This window comes from Dyella telluris (assembly GCF_014297575.1).
Classification (GTDB): Bacteria; Pseudomonadota; Gammaproteobacteria; order Xanthomonadales; family Rhodanobacteraceae; genus Dyella; species Dyella telluris.
The window spans coordinates 880,730-906,509 of the sequence record NZ_CP060412.1 but is presented as its reverse complement, the minus strand read 5'-3'; the positions used below and the strand labels follow the sequence as shown (position 1 = coordinate 906,509).

Genomic DNA, 25,780 nt, shown 5'->3' with positions numbered 1-25,780 from the left:
GGAGCAGGTCCGATGAAACTCTTCACTCCCTACCAGCAACGCAGCGTTGCACTGCGCAACCGCATCGTGATCGCGCCGATGTGCCAGTACTCGGCCACCAACGGCATGCCCGATCACTGGCATCTGGTGCATCTGGGCAGCCGCGCCGTGGGCGGTGCCGGCCTGGTCATCGCCGAGGCCACGGCGGTCTCGCCCGAAGGCCGTATCTCCGCGGGCGATGTCGGCCTGTGGAGTGAAGCGCACCAGGCGGCCTGGCAGCCGATCACCCGTTTCATCAAGGCCAACGGCGCGGTGGCGGGCGTGCAGCTCGCGCACGCCGGGCGCAAGGCCAGCTCGCAGCGTCCCTGGGAGGGTGGTGGTCCGCTTGCTGCCGATGCGGGTGCGTGGCCTACCGTGGCGCCGTCGGCCATTCCGTTCGACCAGCACTGGCATGTGCCGCAGGCGCTGGACAAACAGGGCATCGCCCAGGTGATCGCGGATTTCCGTGCGGCCGCCGAACGCGCGCTGGGGGCAGGCTTCGAGCTGATCGAACTGCACGGTGCCCACGGCTATCTGCTGCACCAGTTCCTGTCGCCGCTGAGCAACGAACGTACCGACGAATACGGCGGCAGCTTCGAAAACCGCACGCGACTGGTGCGTGAGGTGATCGTGGCGGTGCGCGAGGTGTGGCCGGAACATCTGCCGTTGTGGCTGCGCATCTCCGCCACCGACTGGCGCGATGGTGGCTGGGACGTCGAGCAGAGCGTGCAGCTGGCGCAGATGGTGAAGTCGATGGGCGTTGACCTGATCGACGTATCCAGTGGCGGCCTGGTATCGCACGTGAAGATTCCCGTGTCGCCCGGTTACCAGGTACCGTTCGCGGCGCGGCTGCGTCATGACGCAGGCATCGCCACGGGCGCGGTCGGGCTCATCACCGAATCCACACATGCGGCGCGGATTATCGACGAAGGAGCGGCCGACGTCGTGCTGATCGCACGCGAAAGCCTGCGCGATCCGTATTTCCCGCGGCGTGCCGCACAGGAACTGGGCGTGGCGATTGACGCGCCCGAGCAATACCAGCGCGCCTGGTAAACGAGGAGACATGATGGAACAGCAACCGACCCTGATCGATGGCCGCGTGCATGACCTTGGCGACGGCTTCAACGTGCGCCGGCTGCTGCCGGTGCTGCAGGCACGGCACGTGGGACCGTTCGTGTTCTTCGACTACATGGGGCCCGTCACCTTCCTCGACGACAAGGGCATGGACGTCCGTCCGCATCCGCACATCGGCCTGGCCACGGTGACGTGGTTGTTCGAAGGCGTGATCCGCCATCGCGACAGCCTGGGCAGCATCGCGGACATCCGGCCGGGTGAAGTGAACTGGATGACCTCTGGTCGCGGCATCGTGCATTCCGAGCGCACGCCGCCGGAAGCGCGCGGTGGCGGCCTGCGCGCGCATGGCATCCAGGTGTGGGTGGCGTTGCCGCAAAAGGATGCCGAGGTGGAACCGGAGTTCCATCACCACGGCGCCGATGAGCTGCCAAGGATTTCCCTGCCGGGCGCAGAGCTCGTGCTCATTGCCGGCACCGGCTACGGCAAGGAGTCGCCGGTGAAGGTGTTCGCGCCGATGTTCTTCGTCGAGGCGACGCTGGAAGAGGGCGCTGAGCTGCCGTGGCCCGAGCAGCACGTGGAGCGTGGCGTGTGCGTGGTGGATGGCGAAGTGGAATGGGACGGTGTCACCGTGCAGCCCATGCACGCCGCCGTGCAGGTCGGTGATGCCTCACCGCCGCTGCGCGCGCGCCGCAAGAGCCGCGTGATGCTGTTTGGCGGCGCACCGCTGGATGGCGAGCGCCACCTGTGGTGGAACTTTGTGGCCAGCACGCGCGAACGCATCGAGCAGGCCAAGGCGGATTGGGTGGCCCAGCGCATGGGCAAGGTCATCGGCGACGAGGAGGAGTTCATCCCGTTGCCAGCCTGAGGCCCGGCATGTTGCGCCCGCGCATGCATGTTCGGGCGCGGCGGATTACCCTCCGGGAGAACCCTCTACGGTGACCCGCATGTCGCAGTACGCCAGCTTTCGCGAGTTCTATCCGTTCTATCTGGGCGAGCACAGCGATCGTCAGTGCCGGCGCATGCACTTCGCCGGCAGCACACTGGTGCTGGGCGTGATCGTTACCGCGCTGGCTACCGGCAATGCCTGGTGGCTGCTGCTGGCGCCGGTGGCGGGCTACGGCTTTGCCTGGATCGGGCACTACGTGTTCGAGAAGAATCGACCCGCCACCTTCACCCATCCGCTGTACAGCCTGATGGGTGACTGGGTGATGTACTGGCAGATCCTGCGCGGCAAGGTAAAGCTCTGACGAGGTGACTGCCCGTGTAGGAGCGCCCTTGGGCGCGACTGCGGCATCCACGCTTGCTTCGCCTCCGGCATCCCGGTCGCGCCCAAGGGCGCTCCAACAGGGAAGGGGCTGCCTTTATCGGTATTGCTGGTGGCAGGACTGGCAGGTCTCACCGATCGGCTTGATCGCCGCGGCCAGTGCGGCACAGTCCGCCGGTGCCGCCTGGATGGCTGCCTGGGTCTTCTCGCGCAGCTTGGCAGCCTCGTCCTTGAACGGTTGATCCACGCCCGGGAAGGCCTCACCTATGTCTGCCTGGGTTTCCAGCAGGCGGGTGAGGTGCTGTTGCGACTGGGCGGCATCGCACTTCTGCGCCTTCACCGCAGCGCTCAGCGCACCGGCGTGGTGGGCCATGGTGACCATCAGGGAATGTGAGTATGGCTGGCGTTCCTGCAGCGCATTCATTGCGAACACGGTTCCGACGATGCCGATGACCAGGCCGAGCACGAGCAACAGGGCGGAACGCATGCGCTGGAATCCCTTGGGGGGTGACGGTTGAACCCCAAGCATAGCGGGGTGCCTGCAGGCGTGGACAGTTCCCGATAAAATGGCGCTTCTTCAAGGTGTTGTCATGGCTTCACAGATGCAGATCGAAAACGCCGCCACGGTGGAAGAACAAACCGAACCCAACGCAGACACGGGCGTGGCGTTTCCGCGTGAACGCTTTGCAGGCGTGGAGCGGCTCTATGGCGTGGGCAGCCTCGACCGGCTGATGCAGGCGCATGTCTGCGTGATCGGCATTGGTGGCGTGGGCTCGTGGGCCGCCGAAGCGCTGGCGCGCAGTGGCGTGGGTCACCTCACGCTGATCGACGCGGACGAGATCTGCGTGTCCAACACCAACCGACAGCTGCACGCGCTGGACGGCCAGTTCGGCAAGTCCAAGGTGAAGGTGATCGAAGAGCGCCTGCGCGCGATCAATCCGGCGATCAAGGTGGACGCCATCGAGCGTTTCCTCACCACGTCCACGCTCGACGAGTTGCTGGACCGCGGTTACGACGTGGTGCTGGATGCCTGCGACGCTTTCCGCGTGAAGCTGGAGGCCATTGCGTGGTGCCGCCGGCGCAAGCTGCCGATGGTGAGCGTGGGCTCGGCCGGTGGCCGTACCGACCCCACCCAGGTCCGCGTGCGCGACCTTTCGCGTACCGAGCACGACGCCATGTTCAGCCTCATCCGCAAGAAGCTCCGCACCGATTTCAACTTCCCGCGCAATCCGGATCGCTACTTCGGCGTGTCGGCGGTGTATTCACTGCAGAACGTGCAGTACCCGCAGCCTGACGGCACCGTGTGCGGCACGCGCCCGCCGGTGGCGAACGGCACCGAAGCGCTGAACCTGGCCTGCGGCGGCGGCCTGGGCGCCGCCACGCACGTCACCGGCGCCTTTGCCTTTGCGGCGGTGGGCAAGGTGTTGGAGCGACTGCTGGAAAGCAAGAAGTGAAGAGTAAGAAGTGAGTAGTGAGAGAGAGCCAGGAGCTTGCCAGCCTTCTCTCACTACTCACTCCTCTTCACTCACTTCTCGCCCTCGTCACCAACCCATGTAGTGACCGCCGTTGATCGACAGGTTCGCGCCGGTGATCCAGCCGGCCTCTTCGCCGGTGAGGAAGGCCACGGCGTGCGCGATTTCCTCGGGCTTGCCCAGACGGCCCACCGGGATCTGCGCCACGATCTTCTCGCGCACGTCGTCGGGCACGGCCATGACCATGTCGGTGCCCACGTAACCCGGTGACACGGTGTTCACCGTAATGCCGAACTTGGCATTTTCCTGGGCCAGCGAAATGGTGAAGCCATGCATGCCGGCCTTGGCGGCGGCGTAGTTGGCCTGACCGTACTGACCCTTCTGGCCATTGATCGAGCTGATCTGCACGATGCGGCCCCACTTGTGGTGGCGCATGCCTTCGATCACCGGACGGGTGACGTTGAAGCAGGCGTTGAGGTTGGTGTTAACCACTTCCATCCACTGCGGATAGGTCATCTTGTGGAAGGTGGTGTCGCGCGTGATGCCGGCGTTGTTGACCAGGATCTCCACCGGGCCCAAGGCGCCTTCGATGATGCGGACCATCGCTTCGCAGGAGTCCGGATCTTTCACGTCGCCCGGCACCAGCAGCACTTCGATTCCTTCCTTGGCCATCGCTTCCTTCACCGCTTCGGCCTTGGCCTGGTCACGGTAGTTGGTGGCGACCCGATGCCCCTGGCGCGCGAGGTAGCGAATGATCGCCGTGCCGATACCGCCCGTGCCGCCAGTGACCAATGCCGTGCGTTGCGTCATGCCTGTTCTCCAAAGATGCCTGTGTCCAGTTCGCCCGGTCGTGTGGCCGGGGCGTCGCCATGTCTATCACGCGGAACATGGCAAAACGTCTACGGAGAGTACGCCGTCTTCAGGGTCCGTAGGTGGTCTGGGCATGAAATGCCGCGACGGCCGTTTAGGCTGCCGCACGCTCGCGGCAGTGCGGCAGGCGGGCCGGCGAGAAATGCGCCAGGGCGTGCGCCAGCAGCGCGTGGGCATCGCGGGCCGCCGGGAGCACCGGCAGATCAAGGAATTCCAGCGCCCGGCACAACGCCGGCAGCGGGGCGGTGGGGTCCACCGGATGGGCCCGTTCGGACTTGGACAGCTTGCGGCCCTCGCCATCGAGCGCCAGTGGCAGGTGCAGGTAGCCAGGCGTGGGCAGGCCCAGGCACCGCTGCAGAAAGATCTGGCGCGGGGTGGAATCCAGCAGGTCATTGCCGCGCACCACTTCGGTCACGCCCTGGTACGCGTCGTCGACCACGCAGGCCAGCTGGTAGGCGTAATAGCCCTCCACCCGGCGGATCACGAAGTCGCCGGCGGCCTGGCGCAGGTTCTGGGTCTGCGGGCCCTGCAGGGCGTCCACGAAGCCGACGTCGATGTCCGGCACGCGTACTCGCCAGGCCGGCGGGCGGCCTTCCACCGGTGCGGCCAGGCAGCGTCCGTCCAGATGCAGTCCGCCGGCCAGGTCGTTGCGGCTGCACCAGCACGGAAAGATCTGGTCGGTAGCCCTGAGTTGTTCGAAGGCCGCGTCGTAGGCGGCGATGCGGCGTGACTGGAACAGCGGCGGTTCGTCCGCCACCAGGCCGAAGGCGGGCAGGGCGGCCAGGATGCTTTCGGCGGAACCGGCCATTTCGCGGGGCGGGTCGATATCCTCCACGCGCAGCAGCCATGCCCCGCCAGCATGGCGTGCGCAAAGCCAGCTGCCCACCGCGGCCACGAGGGAACCGAAATGCAGATGGCCGGTCGGAGAAGGTGCGAATCGCCCGCGGTAGTTCATCGGCCCATTTTACGGATGGGTCGTACGTTGGTGGGGCTTACCGAAGGCCCCGGCAGGACCCGACAGGCTGACGCGACGTTGAAACCTCGGTCGCTTACACAGGAAAGCCCCATCAGCGCCCCTTGAAACCGCAAGAATTCACCACGATCCTTAAGCGGTGGCCAAGGCCACATCCCCTTTCATGACTGCCCGAGAGACAGCCATGCGTCGCATCGCATTGTTCCTGCTTACCAATATCGCCGTTCTTGCCCTGCTCACCATCGTGTGCCGGTTGTTTGGCATCGACCAGTGGGCAGCCGCCCGCGGCCAGGGCCTGGGCAACCTGCTGGCCTATGCGGCCGTCATCGGCATGGGCGGCGCCTTCATATCGCTGGCCATGTCCAAGTGGACCGCCAAGATGTCCACCGGCGCCCGAGTGATCGGGCAGCCGCAGAATGAAGGCGAGCGCTGGCTGGTGGAAACCGTGCGCCGCCACGCGCAGAACGCCGGCATCGGCATGCCCGAGGTGGCGATCTACGACGCGCCGGAAATGAACGCCTTCGCCACCGGCATGACCAGGAACAGCTCGCTGGTGGCCGTGAGCACCGGCCTGCTGCAGCAGATGGACCGCGAGCAGGTTTCCGCCGTGCTCGGCCACGAGATCGGCCACGTCGCCAACGGCGACATGGTCACGCTGACCCTGATCCAGGGCGTGTTGAACACGCTGGTGATCGTGGCTGCACGTGTGGTGGGTCGCCTGGTGGACAGCTGGCTGTCCGGTGGCCGTGACCGCGAAGGTGGCGGCGGCATCGGTTATTTCATCACGGTGATGGTGCTGCAGGTGGTGTTCGGCCTGTTCGCCTCGATGATCGTGATGGCCTTCTCGCGCTGGCGCGAGTTCCGCGCGGATGCCGCCGGTGCCAAGCTGGCCGGTCGTGGCTCGATGGTGTCGGCCCTGCAGCGCCTGCAGGTGCAGCACGGCGAGAGCACGCTACCGCAGACCATTGCCGCGTTCGGCATCTCCGGTCACCTGGCCACGGGCTTCAAGCGCCTGTTCATGAGCCACCCGCCGCTGGAAGAGCGCATTGCCGCCCTGCAGAACGCAAGCAACAACACCTGATCTTCACCTGCCCTCCGACAGGGGGCGGGCATCATGAGGGGCCGACTCGTCGGCCCTTCTGTTTGTGTATCTTCCCTGTTTACCCGATCTTCGACGACTCACCGAACGAGCCTTCCGTATGACCCACGCCGCGCCCGAAACCCGTAAATTCGAAGCCGAAGTCGCCCAGGTGCTGCACCTGGTCACGCACTCGCTGTACTCGCACAAGGAAATCTTCCTGCGCGAGCTGATCTCCAACGCCTCCGACGCCTGCGACAAGCTGCGTTTCGAGTCCCTTGCCAACCCCGACCTGCTGGCCGGCGACGGTGAACTGCAGATCGAGGTGAGCTGGGATCCGCAGGCGCGCACCGTCACCGTGCGCGACAACGGCATCGGCATGAACCGCGACGAGGTGGTGGCCAACATCGGCACCATCGCCAGCTCCGGCACGCGTCGCTTCCTGGAGGCGATGAGCAGCGAGCAGAAGACCGATGCGCGCCTGATCGGTCAGTTCGGCGTGGGCTTCTATTCGGCCTTCGTGGTGGCCGACCGCGTCACCGTGCTCAGTCGCCGGGCCGATCTGCCGGCCAGTGAAGGCGTGCAGTGGGAGAGCGACGGCAAGGGCGAATACAGCCTTGCCCAGGTCGACCTGCCCGAACGCGGTACGGCGGTGATCCTGCACCTGAAGGCCGACGAGGACGAGTTCCTCAAGGGCTGGGAGCTGCGCTCGCTGATCCGCAAGTATTCCGACCATGTGGCGTTCCCGATCCGCATGCCGAAAGAAGAAGACGGCAAGCCGGGCAGCGAATGGGAGGTCGTCAACGACGCGTCCGCGCTGTGGGCCAAGCCGCGCAACGAGATCTCCGACGAGGATTACCAGAGCTTCTACAAGTCGCTCGGCCACGACTTCAATGATGCCTTGGCGTGGACGCACAACCGCGTGGAAGGCAACCAGAGCTTCACCACGCTGCTGTACATCCCCGAGCAGCCGCCGTTCGACCTGATGATGGGCGGGCGCGACGAGCGCAAGGGACTCAAGCTCTACATCAAGCGCGTCTTCATCATGGATGCGGCGGAAGAACTGCTGCCCAACTACCTGCGCTTCGTGCGCGGCGTGGTGGACGCGGATGACCTGCCGCTCAACGTGAGCCGCGAGATCCTGCAGCACAACCGTCAGCTGGAGCGCATCCGCGCCGCCTGCGTGAAGCGCGTGCTCGACCTGCTGGAGAGGCTGGCACGCGACGAGCCGGAGAAGTTCGCCACCTTCTACAAGGCCTTCGGCAACACATTGAAAGAAGGCATCGGCGAAGACCATGCCAACCGCGAGCGCATCGCCAAGCTGCTGCGCTTTGCCTCGACGACGAGCGGGGACACCGGGCCGACGGTATCGCTGGATGACTACATCGGTCGCATGGCGATGGGCCAGGACACCATCTGGTACATCACCGCCGACAGCTACGCCGCCGCCGCCGGCAGCCCGCAACTGGAAGCCTTCAAGGCCAAGGGCATTGAAGTGCTGCTGATGACCGACCGCGTCGACGAGTGGATGCTCAACAGCCTCACCGAGTACAACGGCAAGAAGCTCCGCAATGTCGCCAAGGGCGAGCTGCCGCTGGACGAGGCGGACAAGAAGCAGCAGGAAGAGGCCAGCAAGGCGGCCGAGCCGCTGGTGCACAAGCTGAAGGAGCTGCTGGGCGAACGCGTGGGCGATGTGCGCGTGTCGGCGCGCCTCACCGACTCGCCGTCGTGCCTGGCGTTGTCCGACTACGAGATGGCGCCGCATCTTGCACGCCTGTTGCGCGAAGCCGGGCATGACGTGCCGCAGGCAAAGCCGACGCTGGAAGTGAATCCGCAGCATCCCCTGCTCAAGCGCCTGGAAGGTGAGAGTGACACGGCCAAGGCAGCCGATCTCGCCAACCTGCTGCTCGACCAGGCGGAAATCGCCGCGGGCGCGCAGCTGCCGGATCCGGCAGCGTTCGTGCAGCGCTTGAATCGGTTGATCGTGGGCTGACCGTCCCGCGCCCGGAGCGTGCGGCATGACGCCAAACGTTTCAAACGAAGCACCGCGAAACGGCCGCTATACTGCGGCCGTTTTGCTGTCCGGGACGTCCATGAGCGCTCTGCTGTTGCTGTTCACCTGCCTTCTGCTCGGTGCGCTGGTGGCGCGTTTCGCCAGTCCACCGGCGGGCATCGTGCACGGCATCAACTGGTGGGTGATCAACATCGCGTTGCCGGCGCTGGTGCTGGCGCTGGTGCCCAGGGTGCAGGTGGACAGGCAGCTGTGGTTTCCCGTGGCGGCGATGTGGATCGTGTTCTTCGGTGCCTGGCTGCTGTTCGCCACGCTGGGCAAGCTGCTCGGCTGGTCGCGCGGGCGCATCGGTGCGCTTACGTTGGTGTGCGGCCTGGGCAATACCTCGTTCATGGGCTATCCCATGATGATGGCCCTGCACGGCAAGGAAGGACTTGCCCTTGCCGTGGTGGCCGATCAGCTGGGCTGTTTTCCCCTGCTGGCTTCGGCAGGCGTGGCGGTAGCCTCGCTGTATGCCGGGCGCGCTGCGCAACCGGTGGTCATTGCGCGTCGCATCCTTACCTTTCCGGCCTTCCTCGCGCTGCTGATCGGCGGCATCGTGGGGGTGCTGGGTGGCTGGCCCTCCCTGGTCGACGGTGTCCTGGGGCCCATCGGCGCCACGTTGACGCCGCTGGCGCTGTTCTCCGTGGGCATGCAGTTCAAGTTCCAGCTGGGCGAGGGGCAGTTTCCCGCCCTGCTTGCCGGCCTGGGCTGGAAACTGTTGCTGGCCCCGCTGATCGCCTGGGGTCTGGGCGTGGCGACCGGCGTCGGCGGACTTACGTTGACGGTGGGGGTGTTGCAGGCTGCGGTGGCGCCGATGATTTCCGCCGCCATCCTGGCCGATGAATACGATCTTGAGCCGACGCTGGCGAACACCGTTCTGGGCGCCGGCATCGTGTTGTCGCTGGTCACCATTCCCATCGGCAATCTGTTGCTGAGTGGCTGAGGAAACCGTGATGGATCTCGCTGCGCACTTGTTCGACCTGGAGACGCAACTGCACCGGCAGGAAGTACGTGCCGATGAAGAGGCCCTGCGCCGACTGATTGCCCCGGATTTCTTCGAGTTCGGCGTTTCCGGCACGCAGTGGACGCGGGAGGCCGTGATCCAGGCGCTGCGCGGCGAATCCTTCTCGCCGCGCGAGGTCAGCGATTTCCGGCTGACCCTGTTGGCCGAGGACGTGGCGCTGGTGACCTATCGCGGCTATCGCGTGGCGACGCCACAGCGCCCTGGGGCCGACTCGCTGCGCAGTTCGATCTGGCGTCTGCGCGATGGCCGCTGGCAGATGCAGTTCCATCAGGGCACGCCGCTGCCGTCGTTGTTGTAGGAGCGCACCCTGTGCGGGACCGTCGCACTACGTCAAGGTGAGCCAACTGAAGAGACAGCCGGGCTGCCTCATCGTGCGACGCAGGATCGATCGCGCACAGGGTGCGCTCCTACAAATGTAGTGCGGGCTTGCGCGACAATGGCGCCATGGCATCTCACGAAACTCCCCCGCAGGCGCCGGTGCGCGCTGATGTCTGGCTCTGGGCCGCCCGTTTCTTCAAGACCCGCAGCCTCGCCAAGCAGGCCATCGACGGCGGCAAGATCGACCTGAACGACGGTTCCTGCAAGCCGCCCAAGGCCGTGCAGGTGGGCGATGTGTTCCGCATCGGCCGCGGCGAGGAACGCCTGGAAGTCGAGGTGCTGGCGCTGTCCGACAAGCGCGGTCCGGCCCCTGTCGCGCAGGCGCTTTATCGCGAAAGCGAGGCCAGTATCGCGGCGCGCGACGCGGCGAAGGCTCAGCGCAAGCTTGTAGGTGCGATGGCTCCGCCGGGCCGTCCGGACAAGCAGGCACGTCGAGAACTGCGACGGCTTAAGGATTCCATGTGAGTCACCCATCTCAGAACGCATAGTGGATCTGGGTAAGCATGTCCCTCACGGAAAGTCACGCGGGCGCGTGATTTTTCCAAGAACTTGAAGTGGGAGGACAGCGATGGCGAGCATGGGATTCCTGAAGCGACTGCTTGGGGGTACGACGCCGGGGCAGGCGGACGAGCCGTGGCGCAAGACCACGCATGGTGCGCGGGTGCTGGTGGTGGACGATTCGGCCACCATCCGGGCCGTGCTCGGCCGCATGCTGGAAGTGGATGGCTATGAAGTGGTGCGTGCCGCCGATGGCGAAAGCGCGCTGGAAATGGCCCGCGCCGAGCCACCGGCCATGATCTTCCTGGACATTGTCCTGCCCGGCATGAACGGCTTCGCCGTGTTGCGTGCGCTGCGCCACGATCCGGTGACCCAGCACGTGCCCATCGTGATGATCAGCGGCAACCAGCAGGCCACCGAGCAGTTCTACGTGCAGCGCTTCGGCGCCGACGACTTCATCCGCAAGCCTTTCGGGCAGATGGAAGTGGCGCGCAGCATCGATCGCCTGGTCGGCTTTGGTCGCCTGGCCCTGCGCGAGTCGGCGAACGTGGTGTCACTGCCGGTGTCGGTGCCGGTGGAAACCATCCCGGCGATGCTGGCCAATGCCTCGGACGAACCTGCGCCCATCGGCGTTCCCGAACTGGCCGCCTGAGGCCGGCCTTTCCAAAGACAAAGGGCGGCGCCGCTATGGGCGCCACCCTTCATCCTGCCCAAGAGGCTCGCTGGCGATGGCTGGCTGACGTGCACTGTAGGCCAGTGCGCCCATAGGTTGAATTCGATTGTTTTGATGAGGTCCATAGTTGTGACCTATCGGCCATGGCCGACGCCCCGCTGAACGCCGGGCCGGCACTTTCACACATGCGCGACCAGATCTGGCCCACGATGCCGCCACTTTCCTGTAGCGGAGACGGCGTCGTGGCAGAACGCATCGAAGAAGGCGACCTGATCTTCGTGGCCGATGGCGAAGACGGCATCGGTTCGGTACGCCGGGTGCTCCCGGGCGGCAACATGCTCGTCGTCTATATCGAGAACGGCGGCGATTTCGAAATACCGCTTACTGCCGTGCGCGCGGTGCATTCGGGCAAGGTCGTGCTCAATCTGGACCATCTGCCCACGCCGGTACTGGAAGCCATCGGCAACGCGCGCAGATCCGAATATCCGCATTGAAGTTTGGTGTTTCTGACGATCAGGCCTCGGGGGCCAGCGCCGAAGTGCGTCGCCGCATCAGCCCACAGGCCAGTGCGATCTCAAGCACCGGCGGCAACAGCCATAGCGACGCATGGATGGCGACGCCGACGTAGAAGTTCCTGAGATAGCCACGCATACGTGCCTCCATCAGATCGACCACAAACTGGCCGTTGCTCAGTCCGTCCAGGCGTGTGTTCATCAACGCTGCGGATTCGCCACTGTCCATGCCCACCGATTCGATGGCGGCCTTCACGCGATGACGTAGCGCGACGCGAGCGCTCGGTGCGTTCACTGCCCTGAGCATCAACTGGTTGAGCATTGCCCTCGCTCCCGTGCGTTGCTCGCTGGCAGTCACCTTTGCAACCGCCTGGTCGACGGAGCGATCGATCAGATCGTTGAGCGAAGCCTGGCTCAGGTCGGCTGACCCTCCCAGGGCGTGTTGCAGATTTTGTCTGATGTCGCCGAGCATGTTGCCAGCAAAATGCTGGATGTCGCTGCGATATCGTTCCATCTGGTCATTGAAGACGCGATGTCCTGCTACGCAAAGTCCTGCTTGTGCGCCTGCGATGAACAAGACAGCCGGGATATAGAGAAAGTAGCAAGCCGTCAGCACCCGCCAGAACACGTGCGAGCGGCGCAACAGGCCCAACCGTCTGAGGGCCAGCGCCGTCATGACACCGAGTGACAGGCCCAGCACGGCGCCCACCGCGGCATACAGCAAGAGGTGGCCGAGCGAGAGATTCTCTTGCAGCCAGACCCACCAGGCCAGCGCGTTGCGCCAGCCGGACCTCAGCAAGAGATGTTCGTCGAGATTCGGCACGGGCGTGACGTTCCACGGAGGCGAGTGCGAAGCATAGGCACACCCTCCCGACGTCAGAATCAGGCGCGTCTGAAACTTCAGACGCGCTCGTTCGTCTACACCTAGTTGAGCGCCTTAAGCCGATAGAGCGCTTCCAGTGCCTCGCGCGGGGTCATGGCATCCGGATCGATGTGTTCCAGCGCGCGCTCCACCACCGACGGCGCCGCGGCGAATAGGCCCATCTGCGGCGACTCCTGCGCCGGCGTGCCGGGGCTGGCGGCCGACGCATGCTGGTACATGCCGCGCTCCAGTTCGGCCAGCGTGCGGCGCGCATCGGCAATCACTGATTTGGGCAGGCCCGCGAGCGCGGCCACCTGCAGGCCGAAGCTGCGGTTGGCCGGGCCTTCCTTCACGGCATGCATGAACACCAGTTGCTCGCCGTACTCGACGGCGTCCAGATGCACGTTGGCGATGGTGCCGTACTCGTTGGCCAGCTCGGTCAGCTCGAAGTAGTGCGTGGCGAACAACGTGTAGGAGCGGCTGGCGGCGGCCAGGTGCACGGCCGCCGCGCGGGCGAGCGCCAGGCCGTCGTAGGTGCTGGTGCCACGGCCCACTTCGTCCATCAGCACCAGGCTGTGTTCGGTGGCGTTGTGCAGGATGTTGGCCGTTTCGCTCATTTCCACCATGAAGGTGGACTGGCCGCGCGAAAGGTCGTCGCCCGCGCCGATGCGGGTGAACACGCGGTCGATCGGGCCGATCACCGCGCGCGATGCCGGCACGTAACTGCCGATATGCGCGAGCAGCACGATCAGCGCGTTCTGGCGCATGTAGGTGGATTTACCGCCCATGTTGGGACCGGTGATCACCAGCATGCGGCGGCCGTCATCCAGCTGCAGGTCGTTCGGCTCGAACGGCTCGTCGCGCACCTTCTCCACCACCGGATGGCGGCCACGTTCGATGGCAATGCCGGGCTCGTCGGTAAGCTCGGGTGCGGCCCAGTCCAGCGTCACCGCACGCTCGGTCAGCGTGGCTACCACGTCGAGTTCGGCCATGGCGGTGGCAGCACTCTTGAGGGGCTCGAGCTGTTCGGTGAGCGTGTCGAGCAGGGCTTCATACAGGGCGCGCTCGCGCATCAGCGAGCGTTCCTTGGCCGAGAGCACCTTGTCTTCGAAGCCCTTCAGTTCTTCGGTGATGTAGCGCTCGGCATTCTTGGTGGTCTGGCGGCGCGTGTAGTGCGTTGGCGCCTTGTCCGCCTGGCCCTTGCTGATCTCGATGTAATAACCGTGCACGCGGTTGTAGCCGACCTTCAGCGTATTGATGCCGCTGGCGGCTTTCTCGCGTTCTTCCAGCTCGACCAGATACTGGTCGGCGTGGGTGGAGAGACGACGCAGTTCGTCAAGTTCCGCGTCGTAGCCGTCGGCAATCACGCCGCCGTCGCGCTGCAGTACCGGCGGTTGCGCCACCACGGCGCGGGCCAGCAGGGCGGCGTTGTCGGCGTGATCGCCGATGCGATCCACCAGTGCGTGCAGCAGCGGGCTGTCCAGCGTGGCGATCAGCGCGCGCAGCGCGGGCGCGGCGGCCAGACCATCGCGCAGCGTGGAGAGGTCGCGCGGGCGTGCCGAACGCAACGCGACGCGGGCAAGGATGCGCTCCAGGTCGCCGATGCCGCGCAGCTGTTCGCGCAGCGGTTCGTGCTGGCGGTGATCGATCAGGGTGCCGATGGCTTGGTGGCGTGCGCGCAGCAGGTCGCGCGAACGCAGCGGGCGGTTGAGCCAGCGGCGCATGAGGCGCGCGCCCATCGGCGTCACGGTTTCGTCCAGCACGCCGAGCAAGGTGTGCTCGGTGCGTCCGCTGGGGTGCGTATCCAGCTCCAGGTTGCGGCGCGTGGCGGCATCGAGCGCGATGGTGTCGCTGGCGCTTTCCACCGACATGCCGGTCATGTGCGGCAACGCGCTCTTCTGCGTTTCTTCCACATAGCCCAGCAGGCAGCCGGCAGCAGCAACGGCCAGCGGCAGGCGATCCACGCCGAAGCCGCCCAGATCGCGCGTGCCGAAGAAGCGATTGAGTTCGCGCTTCGCCGCGTCGCCGTCGAAGTGCCACGGTGGGCGACGGCGCAGGCCGGGCAGGGTGCTGACGAACTTCGGCCATGCCACGTCTTCGCCCACCAGCGTTTCGGCCGGCTGCAGGCGTGCGAGTTCCGACGCCAGCGCTTCGGCGCTCGGCACTTCGCTGAGCAGGAAGCGGCCGCTGGCCAGATCCACCCAGGCCAGGCCGTAGGCACCGTGCGCGCCGGCGGAAATGGACATCAGCAGGTTGTCCCGACGCTCTTCCAGCAGCGCGGCATCGGTGACGGTGCCGGGCGTGACGATGCGTACCACCTTGCGTTCCACCGGGCCCTTGGACGTGGCCGGGTCGCCGATCTGCTCGCAGATGGCCACGGACTCGCCCAGGCGCACCAGGCGCGCCAGATAGTTTTCAACGGCGTGATACGGCACGCCTGCCATGGGAATGGGCTGGCCCGCGGACTGGCCACGCTGGGTCAGCGTGATGTCGAGCAGGCGCGCGGCCTTGCGCGCATCGTCGTAGAACAGCTCGTAGAAATCGCCCATGCGGAAGAACAGCAGCACATCCGGGTGTTCCGCCTTGGCTCCCAGGTACTGGCGCATGAGCGGCGTGTGGATTGCCTCGCTTTTGGCGACCGTCTCGCCATGGATGTCGTTGCTGCTCTGCGAGGTCGTGTTTTCCATCATTTTCAATGCTGTTCAGTTGGTTATGAGGGCGATCATGCCCGCTTTTTCCGTGGATGGGGGCGTGATGCAGGGCCCCGTGCGGCAGGTCTCGTGCATGCTTCCGGGCCATGTGCGCGGCACCGGCGCGCAGGCCGCTCCGCCATCCGGGAACGACAAGTATCGCCTGATACCCCCTGGTTGCGCTCCCTCTTCGTCCCCCCCAATGCATGGATATGCTGCATTTGCCCTTGGGGCCCCTCGCGGGCGATGTCCGTGATGTCACCCATGAGACTGGTAAGGTGGCCCTTCCGGGTCGGGACGCACCGTGGATGCGGGCCGCGACGCGCTGCTGCGCGCGGTTGACCACGATGCGGCTGACCACCACTGATGGAGAGCACGAACGATGCGAGTCGCCCTGCACGGCATTCATGCATGCATGCGCTGGTGGCGTCCTGCCGCCATGGTCCTGCTGCTTTTGTCATTCGCCGGCATGCCGATTCACGCCGAGGCCCCGGCGGCTGCACAGAAGTGGGTCGCGACGTGGGCGCAGGCGATGACCTCCAATGTGTCGTCCGAGGCGCATGAAAACGGAGCGCAGACGCGCAGTGAGCCCGCCGCAGCCAAGGGGCGGGATGGCTTCACCGTGCGCCAGGCCGTGCTGACCAGCGTGGGCGGCGGCAAGCTGCGTATCCGCTTGTCGAACTACTTTGGCGACGCGCCGCTGACCGTGGCATCGGCACATGTCGCGCTGGGTGCGCCGGGTTCCAGCGATCTCACGCAGATCGTCAAGGCCAGCGACCGGGCATTGCGCTTCGATGGCAAAGACAGCCTGATCATTCCGGCGGGTGGACTGTCGACCAGCGATGCGGTGGAACTGGATGTGCCTGCCTTGTCCACGGTGGTGGTCAGCCTGCATTTCGCCGAGGGTGCGCATCTGGCTGACGTGCACCCGATGGAGCACGGTCCCACCACGACGATCGTGGCGGGGAACGCAGTGGATGCGTTGACGCTCGCCGGCCGCCAACCGTTTGATCTTCCCGACGCCGACAACTCACCGCACGTGTATGTGCTCAACGGTGTCGACGTGCAGGTGCCGCAGTCGACGCGAGGCATCGTCGCCTTTGGCGATTCGATCACCGATGGTGCATTCGCCACGACGCCGGCCACCACCTGGCCTGGCGTGCTTTCGTCGCTGGCCAATGTGGCCGGCACGCCTGCGCCCATGGCTGTGGCCAACATGGGCATCAGCGCGGACGAACTCACCACCGACCAGATCGGCAACCCGAAAGCCGGCATGTCCGGACTGAAGCGATTCGAGCGTGACGTGATCGACCAGCCCGGCGTCACTGACGTGCTCGTGCTGCTGGGATCCAATGACATCAACCGTGGCATCGACCGGGCCGGCCAGCCGAACGGCGTGCTGGCCGGCGACCTCATCGCCGGGCTGCGCATGCTGACGGACGTCGCCCATCAGCACGGCCTGCGCGTCTATGTGGGCACGGTGCCGCCATTCGCCGGGCTTCCCAGCCCCGGCTGGTTCACGCCCGAGAAGGAAGCCGTGCGTCAGCAGGTGAACCGGTGGATCGAACACGATGCCAAGTTGGACGGCGTGCTGCCCTTTGCCGACGTGCTGACGGGTCGGTACCAGCCGTCGCCCCTCGCGGCGGCACAGCACCCCTTGCCGCCCGGCATGGCCACCGTGTGTGCAGGCGATGCGGGCTTGCATCCGAACGATCAGGGCTATGCGGCGATGGGGCAGGCGGCTTTCGACATCGTCATGGGCCGGCCGCTGTCGCCTGGCCATCGATGTAACTGATACGGGCAGCACCGCCTCGCCGCGATACTGATCAAGCGAGCGCCCTGTTGAGCTTGCCGCGGGGCGGGGCTGGCCCCTGTTTGTCCGTGTGCTTGGTATTGCTGCACTGCAATGGTGCAACTGGCCCTGTACAGGGCGCTCGCTGGTGCAGGGCGATGGGCTTTCTCCTGAGGCATTCCGCCTAAGTCCCCGTTTTTCCGTGCTGCCTGCCGGTGGCATATGTGTTGCATAGCAACATGCAGGAGGCCCCGGGGAGGGGCTGCGGCCGCCATGGCGGCCGGCAGGGAGCATTCCATCATCTTCGGGGCGGGGGTGGTATGTCGGGCAAGGCGACGCGGATCGAATTGTTCCAGTGGCGCACGCCGCAGATGCGGGCGTTCCATTTGAGCTGGATGGCTTTTTTTGCGTGCTTCTTCGCGTGGTTTGCGATCGCGCCGTTGATGCCGCTGGTGCGCAGCGAGTTCGCGCTGGGCAAGGACCAGATTGCCAACATCACCATCGCGGCCGTCGCGGTCACCGTGTTCGGCCGCCTGCTGGTGGGGCCGTTGTGCGATCGCTTCGGGCCGCGACGGACCTACACCGCCTTGCTGCTGCTCGGTGCCATTCCCGTGTTCGGCATCGCGTTGTCGCAAGGCTATGCATCATTCCTGGTGGCGCGGCTGGCCATCGGCATGGTGGGTGCCGGCTTTGTGATCACGCAGTACCACACGTCGGTGATGTTCGCGCCCAATGTGGTGGGTACGGCCAATGCCACGACGGCGGGCTGGGGTAATGCGGGCGGCGGCGCGGCGCAGGCGGTGATGCCGATGGTGCTGGCCGGTGTCGTGGCACTGGGCGTGGCGCATGGCGCCGGCTGGCGCGTGGCGATGCTGTTGCCGGGCGCGCTGATGGTGATTGTCGGCGTGCTGTATTGGCGCTGCACCCAGGACTGTCCCGAGGGCAACTACCGCGAACTGCGTGCGCGTGGCGTGGCGGTGGGCAGCGGCAAGCGGGGTGGGTGGTCGGCGTTCCTGCAGGCTGCGGGCAACTACCGCGTATGGATGCTGTTCGTGACGTACGCCGGTTGCTTCGGCATCGAGCTGTTCGTGCACGGCGTGGCGGCGGCGTATTACGTCGACCGTTTCGGCTTGAGTCTTGGCGGGGCGGGGCTGGCCGTGGGCTGTTTCGGCCTGCTCGCCTTGTTTGCGCGTGCCTTGGGTGGACTGGCGTCTGACCGGCTCGCGCGCCAGCGCGGACTTTCCGCACGTGCGCGCCTGTTGTGCGTGCTGATGCTCTGCGAAGGGCTTGGCTTGCTGTGGTTCTCCAGTGCGCATGCCGCGGGCGAGGCCATCGCGGCGATGCTCTCGTTCGGCCTGTTCACCCACATGGCCTGCGGCGCCACGTATGCGTTGGTGCCCTTCATCGATCGCAGGGCGCTTGGCGGCGTGGCAGGCATTGTCGGCGCGGGCGGCAACGTGGGCGCAGTGGCTGCGGGGTTCCTGCAGAAATTCACTGGCTCGGTGCAACAGAGCTTCCTGGTGCTGGGCTGCTTCGTGATCGCCGGTTCCGTGTGCGCGCTGGCGGTGCGCTTCAGCCGCGAGCACACGGCCGACGAAGAGCGGCTTTACCGGGAGGCATTGCAACAGGCAGGCGGGCCAGTCATGGCCATCGACTGAATCCACGGAGGTCATCGGGATGGGAATGAAACTGGTCGTCGTGGGCAACGGCATGGTTGGCCACAAGCTGCTCGAAGAACTGGCGTCGTTGCAGCCGCCGGGGCTGGAAGTCACCGTGTTGTGCGAGGAGAGCCGGCCGGCATACGACCGCGTGCACCTGTCCGAATTCTTCGCCGGCAAGAGCGCCGATGATCTTTCGCTGGTGACGCCGGGGTTCTTCGAGCAGGCCGGCATGTCGCTGCGGCTTGGCACTCGCGCCGTGGGCATCGATCGCGCGATCAAGCGCGTGACCACTAGCGACGGTGACGTCATTGCCTATGACAAGCTGGTGATCGCGACCGGCTCGACGCCGTTCGTGCCGCCCATTCCCGGCAATGATCGCCCGGGCTGCCTGGTGTATCGCACGCTCGACGATCTGGATGAGCTCGCCCACTGGGGCACGCGTTCGACGCACGGCGTGGTGATCGGCGGCGGCCTGCTCGGGCTGGAATGCGCCAAGGCGCTGCGCGACATGGGGCTGGAAACGCACGTGGTGGAATTCGCCACGCGCCTGATGGCGGTGCAGGTGGACGATGCCGGCGGCCAGGTGCTGCGCCGGACCATCGAAGACCTCGGCCTGGTGGTACACACCGGCAAGAACACGCTGGGGATCTCCGATGGCGAAGCGATGCGCCATCGCATGACGTTCGCTGACGGCAGCCATCTGGAAACCGATCTCATCGTGTTCTCGGCAGGCATTCGTCCGCGCGATGAACTGGCGCGCAGCAGCGAGCTGGGCGTGGGCCAGCGTGGCGGCATCATGGTGGACAACTTCTGCCGCACGCGCGATCGCGACGTTTACGCCATCGGCGAGTGCGCGCAATGGGGTGGCAAGGTGTTCGGACTGGTGGCGCCCGGCTATGACATGGCGCGCGTGGTCGCCAATCACCTGCACGCGTTGCTGGTGCGCAGCCAGGCGCCCAGCCTGCCGGAGTTCGCCGGAGCGGACATGTCCACCAAGCTCAAACTGATGGGCGTGGACGTGGCCAGCATCGGCGACGCCCACGGCGCGACGCCGGGCAGTCGTTCGTATCAATACAGCGACGAGCACCGGCAGATCTACAAGAAGCTGGTCGTCTCGGGCGATGGCAAGCGTTTGCTCGGCGGCGTTCTGGTGGGCGACGCCACCGACTATGGCGCCTGGCTGCAGATGATGCTCAACGGGTTGGATCTGCCCGATTCGCCGGGATCGCTGATGCTCCCGCTCGTGGAGGGCACGACGAAACCGGGGCTGGCGGTGGATGCCTTGCCCGCGACGGCGCAGATCTGTTCGTGCAACAACGTAAGCAAGGCGCAGCTGTGCGAGGCCGTGGCAGCGGGAGCCACCACCATCGGTGCGCTGAAGCAGGCCACGCGCGCAGGTACTACCTGCGGTGGCTGCGTGCCGTTGGCCACGCAGATCATGAAGGCGGAAATGAAGCGCCAGGGCATGGCGGTGAACAACCACCTGTGCGAGCACTTCCCCTATTCGCGACAGGAGCTCTATCACCTGGTGCGCGTGGGCCAGATCCATCGCTTCGACGAGTTGCTCGCGCGGCATGGCCATGGGCTGGGCTGCGATATCTGCAAGCCGGTGGCGGCGAGCATTCTGGCCTCGTGCTGGAACGAGTTCGTGCTGCAGCGTGAGCATGCTTCGCTGCAGGATTCCAACGACTATTTTCTCGCCAATATCCAGAAGGATGGTACCTACTCGGTGGTGCCGCGCATGGCTGGTGGCGAGGTGACGCCTGACGGGTTGATCGCCATCGGCCAGATCGCCCGCAAGTACGGCCTCTACACCAAGCTCACCGGTGGCCAACGCGTGGACATGTTCGGCGCCCGGGTGGAACAGCTTCCCCTGATCTGGGAGGAGTTGATCGCCGCGGGCTTTGAATCCGGACACGCCTACGGCAAGTCGCTGCGCACGGTGAAATCCTGCGTGGGCTCCACCTGGTGCCGCTATGGCGTGCAGGATTCGGTGGGCAAGGCCATCGATCTGGAGAACCGCTACAAGGGCCTGCGCTCGCCGCACAAGCTGAAGTTCGCCGTGTCGGGCTGCACGCGCGAATGCGCGGAAGCGCAGAGCAAGGACGTCGGCATCATCGCCACCGAAAAGGGCTGGAACCTCTACGTCTGCGGCAATGGCGGCATGAAGCCGAGGCACGCGGAGCTGCTGGCCGGCGATCTGGATGGCGACACGCTGGTGCGCTACATCGACCGCTTCCTGATGTTCTATATCCGCACCGCCGATCGCCTGCAGCGCACCAGTGTGTGGCGTGACAACCTGGATGGCGGCATGGACTACCTGCGCGACGTGATCATCCACGACAGCCTGGGCATCGGCGAGGAACTCGAAGCGGAGATGAAACAGGTCGTCGATACCTACGAATGCGAGTGGAAGCGGGCCGTCACTGATCCACTGGTACGTCGACGGTTCAAGCATTTCGTCAACAGCGATGCCGGCGATGATCGTGTGGACTTCGTGCCCGAACGTGGGCAGATCCGCCCGGCGACGGCAGCGGAAAAACAGGCGCGCCGCGGGCGTATCCCCGCCGTCGTGGAAACGGAGTGAGTGATGGCGACCAAAGACTGTGCCGGTTGGATGTCGGTCTGCGCGATCGACGACATTGTCCCCGATACGGGCGTTTGCGCCCTGGTGGACGGCGAACAGGTAGCGGTGTTCCACATGGCCAGCGGCGAGCTTTATGCGATCGACAATGTCGATCCGTCGACCGGCGCGGCAGTGCTGTCGCGTGGACTGGTCGGCGATCTGGGCGGGCATGTGGTGGTCGCCTCGCCCATCCACAAGCAGCACTTCGACCTGTGCACGGGCGAATGCCTGGAATCGCCGGCATTGGCCGTGCACGCATGGCAGGTGCGGCGCGAGGGCGACACGGTGCAGGTCAGGCGTGGGGATGCATGAATAGACCGCGTCCACGCCTGGTGGTCATCGGCAATGGCATGGCCGGCATGCGTACGGTCGAGGAGTTGTTGCAGCTTGCGCCGGATCTTTACGACATCACCGTGTTCGGTGCGGAGCCCTACGGCAACTACAACCGCATCCTGCTGTCGCTGCTGCTCAGCGGCGAGAAGCAGGCCGACGAGATCATGCTCAACGAGCCGGCCTGGTACGCCGAGCGGGGCATCGAACTGCATCGGGGTGACCCGGTGGTGTCGGTGGATCGCGCACGACGTGTCGTGCGTTCGCGTGACGGAATCGAGCGTGCCTACGACCGATTGCTGATCGCCACCGGTTCGCGTCCCGCCATGCTCAAGGTGCCGGGCAACGAGCTGCCCGGCATCGTGTCGTTCCGCAACATCGACGATGTCGAACACATGGTCGCCTCGGCGGGCCGGCACCGGCGCGCGGCGGTCATCGGTGGCGGGTTGCTGGGCATCGAGGCTGCAAACGGCCTGTCACGGCGTGGCATGCAGGTCACGTTGATCCATCGCAGTCACGTGCTGCTCAATCAGCAGCTCGATGGCGATGCGGCAAAGCTGCTGGCAAGGAATCTGGAGGGCAGGGGGCTAGCCCTTCGGCTGGGTGCGGAGACCGCCGCCTTCGAGGGCAAGGACCGCATCGAGCGGGTGCGGCTGGCCGACGGCAGCTGCGTGGAGGCCGATCTGGTGGTGATCGCCATCGGCGTGCAACCGGATATCGCACTGATGCAGGAAAGCGGCATCTATTGCGAGCGCGGCATCGTGGTGGATGACACGCTGCAGACCTACGACCCCAGCATCTATGCCGTGGGTGAATGCGTGCAGCATCGCCAGTTGACCTTCGGGCTGGTTGCGCCGGTGTGGGAGCAGGCGAACGTCTGCGCGGCCCATCTCGCGCGCTTCGGCCATCGTCGCTATCGCACCGGGCAAACCGCCACGCGCCTGAAGGTGACCGGCATCGACCTTTACTCCGCCGGCGACTTCATGGGCGGTGCGGGCACGGAGGACCTGGTGATGCGCGATCCCCGGCGCGGCATCTACAAGCGGCTGGTGCTCGACGGCCCGCGACTGGTGGGCGCCGTGCTTTACGGCGACGCGCGCGATGGAAGCTGGTACGTCGACCTGATCAACCATCGCACGGATGTCGCGCGCTGGCGTGATCGCCTGTTGTTCGGCCAGGCCTATTGCCAGGCAACGGGAGGGCAGCCTTGAGCGCCCGCGTTGCTACCACCTGTCCGTACTGCGGCGTGGGCTGCGGTGTGCTGGCAGGTGTAGATGCGCTGGGCACGGTGAGCGTGGCGGGTGATCCCTCGCATGGTTCCAACCATGGGCGACTATGTGTGAAAGGCGCGGCACTGGCGGAGACGGTGGACCTGCAGGGGCGCTTGCTGCACCCGAAGCTGCGCGGGCCGGACGGGGCGTTTTTCCGCACCGGCTGGGACGATGCACTCGACCGCGTGGCCGACGGCTTCCGCCGTGTCATCGAGCAGCACGGGCCCGATGCCGTGGCGTTCTATGTCTCCGGGCAGTTGCTCACGGAGGACTATTACGTCGTCAACAAGCTGGCGAAGGGCTATCTCGGCACGGCCAACATCGACACCAACTCGCGGCTGTGCATGTCGTCGGCGGTGGCAGGCCACAAGCGCGCGTTTGGCGAGGATCTGGTGCCAGGCTGCTATGAGGACATCGACCGTGCCGAGCTGATCGTGCTGGTGGGTTCCAATACGGCATGGTGCCATCCGGTCGTGTTCCAGCGCATCGCCGCGGCGAAGGAGGCGGGTGCGCGCGTCGTGGTGATCGATCCGCGCTTCACCGCCACGTGCGAGTCCGCGGATTTGCATTTGCCGGTAAAGCCTGGCACCGACGTGTGGTTGTTCAACGGCCTGCTCAGCTTCCTGTTCCAGCATGGCGTGATGGATGCGAGCTTCGTGGACGCGCACACCCTGGGGCTGGCACAAGCGCTGGCTGCCGCCGAAAACGACGCGCCCGAGCCAGCCGTGGTGGCAAAGGCGTGTGGCGTGCAGCTGTCCGATCTGCTGGCCTTCTATCGCCTGTTCGCGCGTTGCGAGAAGACCGTGACACTGTTCTCGCAAGGTGTGAACCAGTCGTCCAGCGGCACGGACAAGGTCAACAGCCTGATCAACTGTCACCTGTTGACAGGACGTATCGGCAAGCCAGGCGCTGGCCCGTTCTCTATCACCGGGCAACCCAACGCCATGGGCGGACGCGAAGTGGGTGGGCTGGCAAACATGCTGGCAGCGCACATGGAGCTGCACGATCCCGTGCACCGGGACATCGTGCAATCGTTCTGGGCGTCGCCACGCATGGCCTCGCAACCCGGCCTGAAGGCCGTGGCCTTGTTCGATGCCGTGCTGGAGGGTGAGGTCAAGGCGCTGTGGATCATGGGCACCAACCCGGTGGTAAGCCTGCCGGACGCCGACCGTGTGAAGCGCGCGCTGAATGCATGCGAATTCGTGGTGTGCTCGGACATCATCGAACGCACCGACACCAATGTGCATGCCCATGTGTTGCTGCCGGCGCTGGGCTGGGGCGAAAAGGATGGCACCGTGACCAGCTCGGAACGGCGCATCTCCCGGCAGCGGCCGTTTCTTCCGGCGCCGGGTGAAGCGAGGGCTGACTGGCGCATCGTGTGCGACGTCGCGAAGCGCCTTGGTTTCGTGGAAGGTTTCGAGTTCGAGACGCCGCAGCAGATTTTCGTGGAGCATGCGCGGCTTACCTCCTTCCGCAATCACGAGGCATGCGACGACGGACTGCCTGCTGCACCGCGGGTGCTGAATCTCGGGAGCATGTCGGCGCTCACGCCGCAGGGTTACGCCAACCTGGCACCGGTGCAGTGGCCGGTCAATGAGCATGGCGAGGGAACGCAACGCGTACTTTCGGACGGCCGATTTGCGCACCCTGACGGCCGGGCTCGCTTTGTCGCCACGAAGGCCCGTGCGCCCGTGCATGCACCGGATGCCGAGTTCCCGCTGGTACTCAACACCGGGCGAGTACGCGATCACTGGCACACCATGACGCGCACCGGGAAGTCACCCCGGCTGGCCGGGCATATCAGCGAGCCGTACATCGACATGCATCCGCACGATGCATTGCGCAGCGGCGTGCGCGAAGGTGAGCTTGCACGGGTGCAGTCCCGCTGGGGCGCGATGGTGGCGCGTGTGCGGCATGGTGGCGATGTGCTTGCCGGCCATGTCTTCGTGCCTATTCACTGGAACGATCAGTTCGCCTCCGATGCGCGCGTGGGGGGCGTGGTGAACCCGGTGGTGGATCCGGTATCCGGTGAGCCGGAGTTCAAGCACACGCCCGTGCGCATCGAGCCCTTCCCCGTGCGCTGGTATGGCTTTGCATTCGGGCGTCGTTTCCTGCCGGCATCGGAACTGAGCTACTGGACCCTTATCCAGGGCGAGCGCTTCTTCCGCTACGAGCTGGCCCATCGCGAGCGCCCCGGTGATTGCGGTGCCTGGGCCAGGGCCTGGCTGGGTGTGAACGACCCGGATGCGGACTGGCTGGAGTACGAGGACCGCACTACCGGCGTCTATCGTGCGGTGCACGTGCTGGACGATCGCATCGATGCCTGCGTGTTTCTTTCATCGCGGCCGGATCTTCCTTCGCGTCAATGGCTGTCGAGCCTGTTCGCGCGTGAACGCCTGGAGGATATCGATCGCGCCGGCCTGCTGATCGGCGAGCCGCCGGGGGCCGGCGTTGATACCGGCCCGGTGGTGTGCTCGTGCTTCGGCGTAGGCAGGAACACGATCTGCGAGGCCATCCGCAAGGAAGGACTGGATACCACCGCCAAGATCACGGCGACGCTGCGCGCGGGTGGCAATTGCGGCTCGTGCGTGCCGGAGCTGCAACGACTGATCGCCGAATCGCGCGCGGCGACCGAGGCATGACATGACCCGACGACAGTAC

Annotated in this window: 22 protein-coding genes; 17 read left to right on the top strand and 5 right to left on the bottom strand. The window is 65.6% G+C overall.

The window, feature by feature from the left end:
- The first annotated feature begins 12 nt into the window (after positions 1 to 12).
- The 3 genes from H8F01_RS04165 (at position 13) to H8F01_RS04155 (ending at position 2,339) form a co-directional block, all read left to right on the top strand.
- Positions 13 to 1,071, top strand: coding sequence for an NADH:flavin oxidoreductase/NADH oxidase (locus H8F01_RS04165; protein WP_187057803.1), 1,059 nt, complete (start codon positions 13 to 15; stop codon positions 1,069 to 1,071).
- 13 nt (positions 1,072 to 1,084) lie between these two features.
- Positions 1,085 to 1,957: a pirin family protein gene (locus H8F01_RS04160; protein ID WP_187059148.1), complete on the top strand. Its 873-nt coding sequence runs from the start codon at positions 1,085 to 1,087 to the stop codon at positions 1,955 to 1,957.
- Positions 1,958 to 2,036: 79 nt separating this feature from the next.
- Positions 2,037 to 2,339, top strand: a complete 303-nt coding sequence (locus H8F01_RS04155) for an Mpo1-like protein (protein ID WP_187057802.1) — start codon at positions 2,037 to 2,039, stop codon at positions 2,337 to 2,339.
- A gap of 114 nt (positions 2,340 to 2,453) precedes the next feature.
- Here H8F01_RS04155 and H8F01_RS04150 read toward each other — a convergent pair whose 3' ends face one another.
- Positions 2,454 to 2,843: a cytochrome c gene (locus H8F01_RS04150; protein ID WP_187057801.1), complete on the bottom strand. Its 390-nt coding sequence runs from the start codon at positions 2,841 to 2,843 to the stop codon at positions 2,454 to 2,456.
- Positions 2,844 to 2,958: 115 nt separating this feature from the next.
- On the opposite strand from H8F01_RS04150, the gene H8F01_RS04145 reads away from it, so the two are divergent.
- Positions 2,959 to 3,810 carry a tRNA threonylcarbamoyladenosine dehydratase gene (locus tag H8F01_RS04145; protein WP_238481232.1) on the top strand — a complete coding sequence of 284 codons (852 nt, stop codon included), beginning with the start codon at positions 2,959 to 2,961 and terminating at the stop codon, positions 3,808 to 3,810.
- An 87-nt stretch (positions 3,811 to 3,897) separates the two neighbouring features.
- On the opposite strand, the gene phbB is transcribed toward H8F01_RS04145, so the two are convergent.
- Both phbB and gluQRS read right to left on the bottom strand, forming a co-directional pair.
- Positions 3,898 to 4,638, bottom strand: a complete 741-nt coding sequence (gene phbB, locus H8F01_RS04140) for an acetoacetyl-CoA reductase (RefSeq protein ID WP_187057800.1) — start codon at positions 4,636 to 4,638, stop codon at positions 3,898 to 3,900.
- 154 nt (positions 4,639 to 4,792) lie between these two features.
- Entirely contained in the window at positions 4,793 to 5,653 is an 861-nt protein-coding gene (gene gluQRS, locus H8F01_RS04135) for a tRNA glutamyl-Q(34) synthetase GluQRS (RefSeq protein ID WP_187057799.1), read from the bottom strand.
- 202 nt (positions 5,654 to 5,855) lie between these two features.
- Here gluQRS and htpX point away from each other — a divergent pair, with 202 nt between their 5' ends.
- From htpX to H8F01_RS04100, 7 genes are all read left to right on the top strand, one after another.
- On the top strand, positions 5,856 to 6,752 hold the full coding sequence (gene htpX / locus H8F01_RS04130; protein ID WP_187057798.1) for a protease HtpX: 897 nt from the start codon (positions 5,856 to 5,858) through the stop codon (positions 6,750 to 6,752).
- Positions 6,753 to 6,870: 118 nt separating this feature from the next.
- A complete protein-coding gene (htpG, locus tag H8F01_RS04125; protein ID WP_187057797.1) occupies positions 6,871 to 8,742 on the top strand; it encodes a molecular chaperone HtpG in 1,872 nt (623 codons plus the stop codon).
- Positions 8,743 to 8,842: 100 nt separating this feature from the next.
- Positions 8,843 to 9,745 (top strand): AEC family transporter, encoded by a 903-nt coding sequence (locus H8F01_RS04120; RefSeq protein ID WP_187057796.1) that lies wholly within the window; start codon positions 8,843 to 8,845, stop codon positions 9,743 to 9,745.
- A 10-nt stretch (positions 9,746 to 9,755) separates the two neighbouring features.
- On the top strand, positions 9,756 to 10,124 hold the full coding sequence (locus H8F01_RS04115; RefSeq protein WP_187057795.1) for a nuclear transport factor 2 family protein: 369 nt from the start codon (positions 9,756 to 9,758) through the stop codon (positions 10,122 to 10,124).
- Between the two features lie 146 nt (positions 10,125 to 10,270).
- Entirely contained in the window at positions 10,271 to 10,669 is a 399-nt protein-coding gene (locus H8F01_RS04110) for an RNA-binding S4 domain-containing protein (protein ID WP_187057794.1), read from the top strand.
- Between the two features lie 103 nt (positions 10,670 to 10,772).
- Positions 10,773 to 11,354: a response regulator gene (locus H8F01_RS04105; RefSeq protein WP_187057793.1), complete on the top strand. Its 582-nt coding sequence runs from the start codon at positions 10,773 to 10,775 to the stop codon at positions 11,352 to 11,354.
- 263 nt (positions 11,355 to 11,617) lie between these two features.
- A complete protein-coding gene (locus H8F01_RS04100; protein WP_238481146.1) occupies positions 11,618 to 11,869 on the top strand; it encodes a hypothetical protein in 252 nt (83 codons plus the stop codon).
- A 19-nt stretch (positions 11,870 to 11,888) separates the two neighbouring features.
- Here H8F01_RS04100 and H8F01_RS04095 read toward each other — a convergent pair whose 3' ends face one another.
- Entirely contained in the window at positions 11,889 to 12,710 is an 822-nt protein-coding gene (locus tag H8F01_RS04095) for a hypothetical protein (RefSeq protein WP_187057792.1), read from the bottom strand.
- A 101-nt stretch (positions 12,711 to 12,811) separates the two neighbouring features.
- Positions 12,812 to 15,436 carry a DNA mismatch repair protein MutS gene (gene mutS, locus H8F01_RS04090; protein WP_425490107.1) on the bottom strand — a complete coding sequence of 875 codons (2,625 nt, stop codon included), beginning with the start codon at positions 15,434 to 15,436 and terminating at the stop codon, positions 12,812 to 12,814.
- 385 nt (positions 15,437 to 15,821) lie between these two features.
- Between mutS and H8F01_RS04085 the strand changes: the two genes are divergently transcribed.
- The 6 genes from H8F01_RS04085 (at position 15,822) to H8F01_RS04060 (ending at position 25,761) form a co-directional block, all read left to right on the top strand.
- Entirely contained in the window at positions 15,822 to 17,234 is a 1,413-nt protein-coding gene (locus H8F01_RS04085; protein WP_238481145.1) for a GDSL-type esterase/lipase family protein, read from the top strand.
- 317 nt (positions 17,235 to 17,551) lie between these two features.
- Positions 17,552 to 18,889: an MFS transporter gene (locus tag H8F01_RS04080; RefSeq protein WP_187057791.1), complete on the top strand. Its 1,338-nt coding sequence runs from the start codon at positions 17,552 to 17,554 to the stop codon at positions 18,887 to 18,889.
- Positions 18,890 to 18,914: 25 nt separating this feature from the next.
- On the top strand, positions 18,915 to 21,479 hold the full coding sequence (nirB, locus tag H8F01_RS04075; RefSeq protein WP_187057790.1) for a nitrite reductase large subunit NirB: 2,565 nt from the start codon (positions 18,915 to 18,917) through the stop codon (positions 21,477 to 21,479).
- A gap of 3 nt (positions 21,480 to 21,482) precedes the next feature.
- The gene (gene nirD / locus H8F01_RS04070; protein WP_187057789.1) at positions 21,483 to 21,830 is read left to right on the top strand and encodes a nitrite reductase small subunit NirD; all 348 of its coding nucleotides are present in this window, start codon (positions 21,483 to 21,485) and stop codon (positions 21,828 to 21,830) included.
- On the top strand, positions 21,827 to 23,059 hold the full coding sequence (locus H8F01_RS04065; RefSeq protein ID WP_187057788.1) for an NAD(P)/FAD-dependent oxidoreductase: 1,233 nt from the start codon (positions 21,827 to 21,829) through the stop codon (positions 23,057 to 23,059). The genes nirD and H8F01_RS04065 overlap by 4 nt, the downstream gene beginning before the upstream one ends.
- Complete coding sequence (locus H8F01_RS04060) at positions 23,056 to 25,761, top strand: nitrate reductase (RefSeq protein WP_187057787.1); 2,706 nt, start codon at positions 23,056 to 23,058, stop codon at positions 25,759 to 25,761. The genes H8F01_RS04065 and H8F01_RS04060 overlap by 4 nt, the downstream gene beginning before the upstream one ends.
- The last annotated feature ends 19 nt before the right edge of the window (positions 25,762 to 25,780 follow it).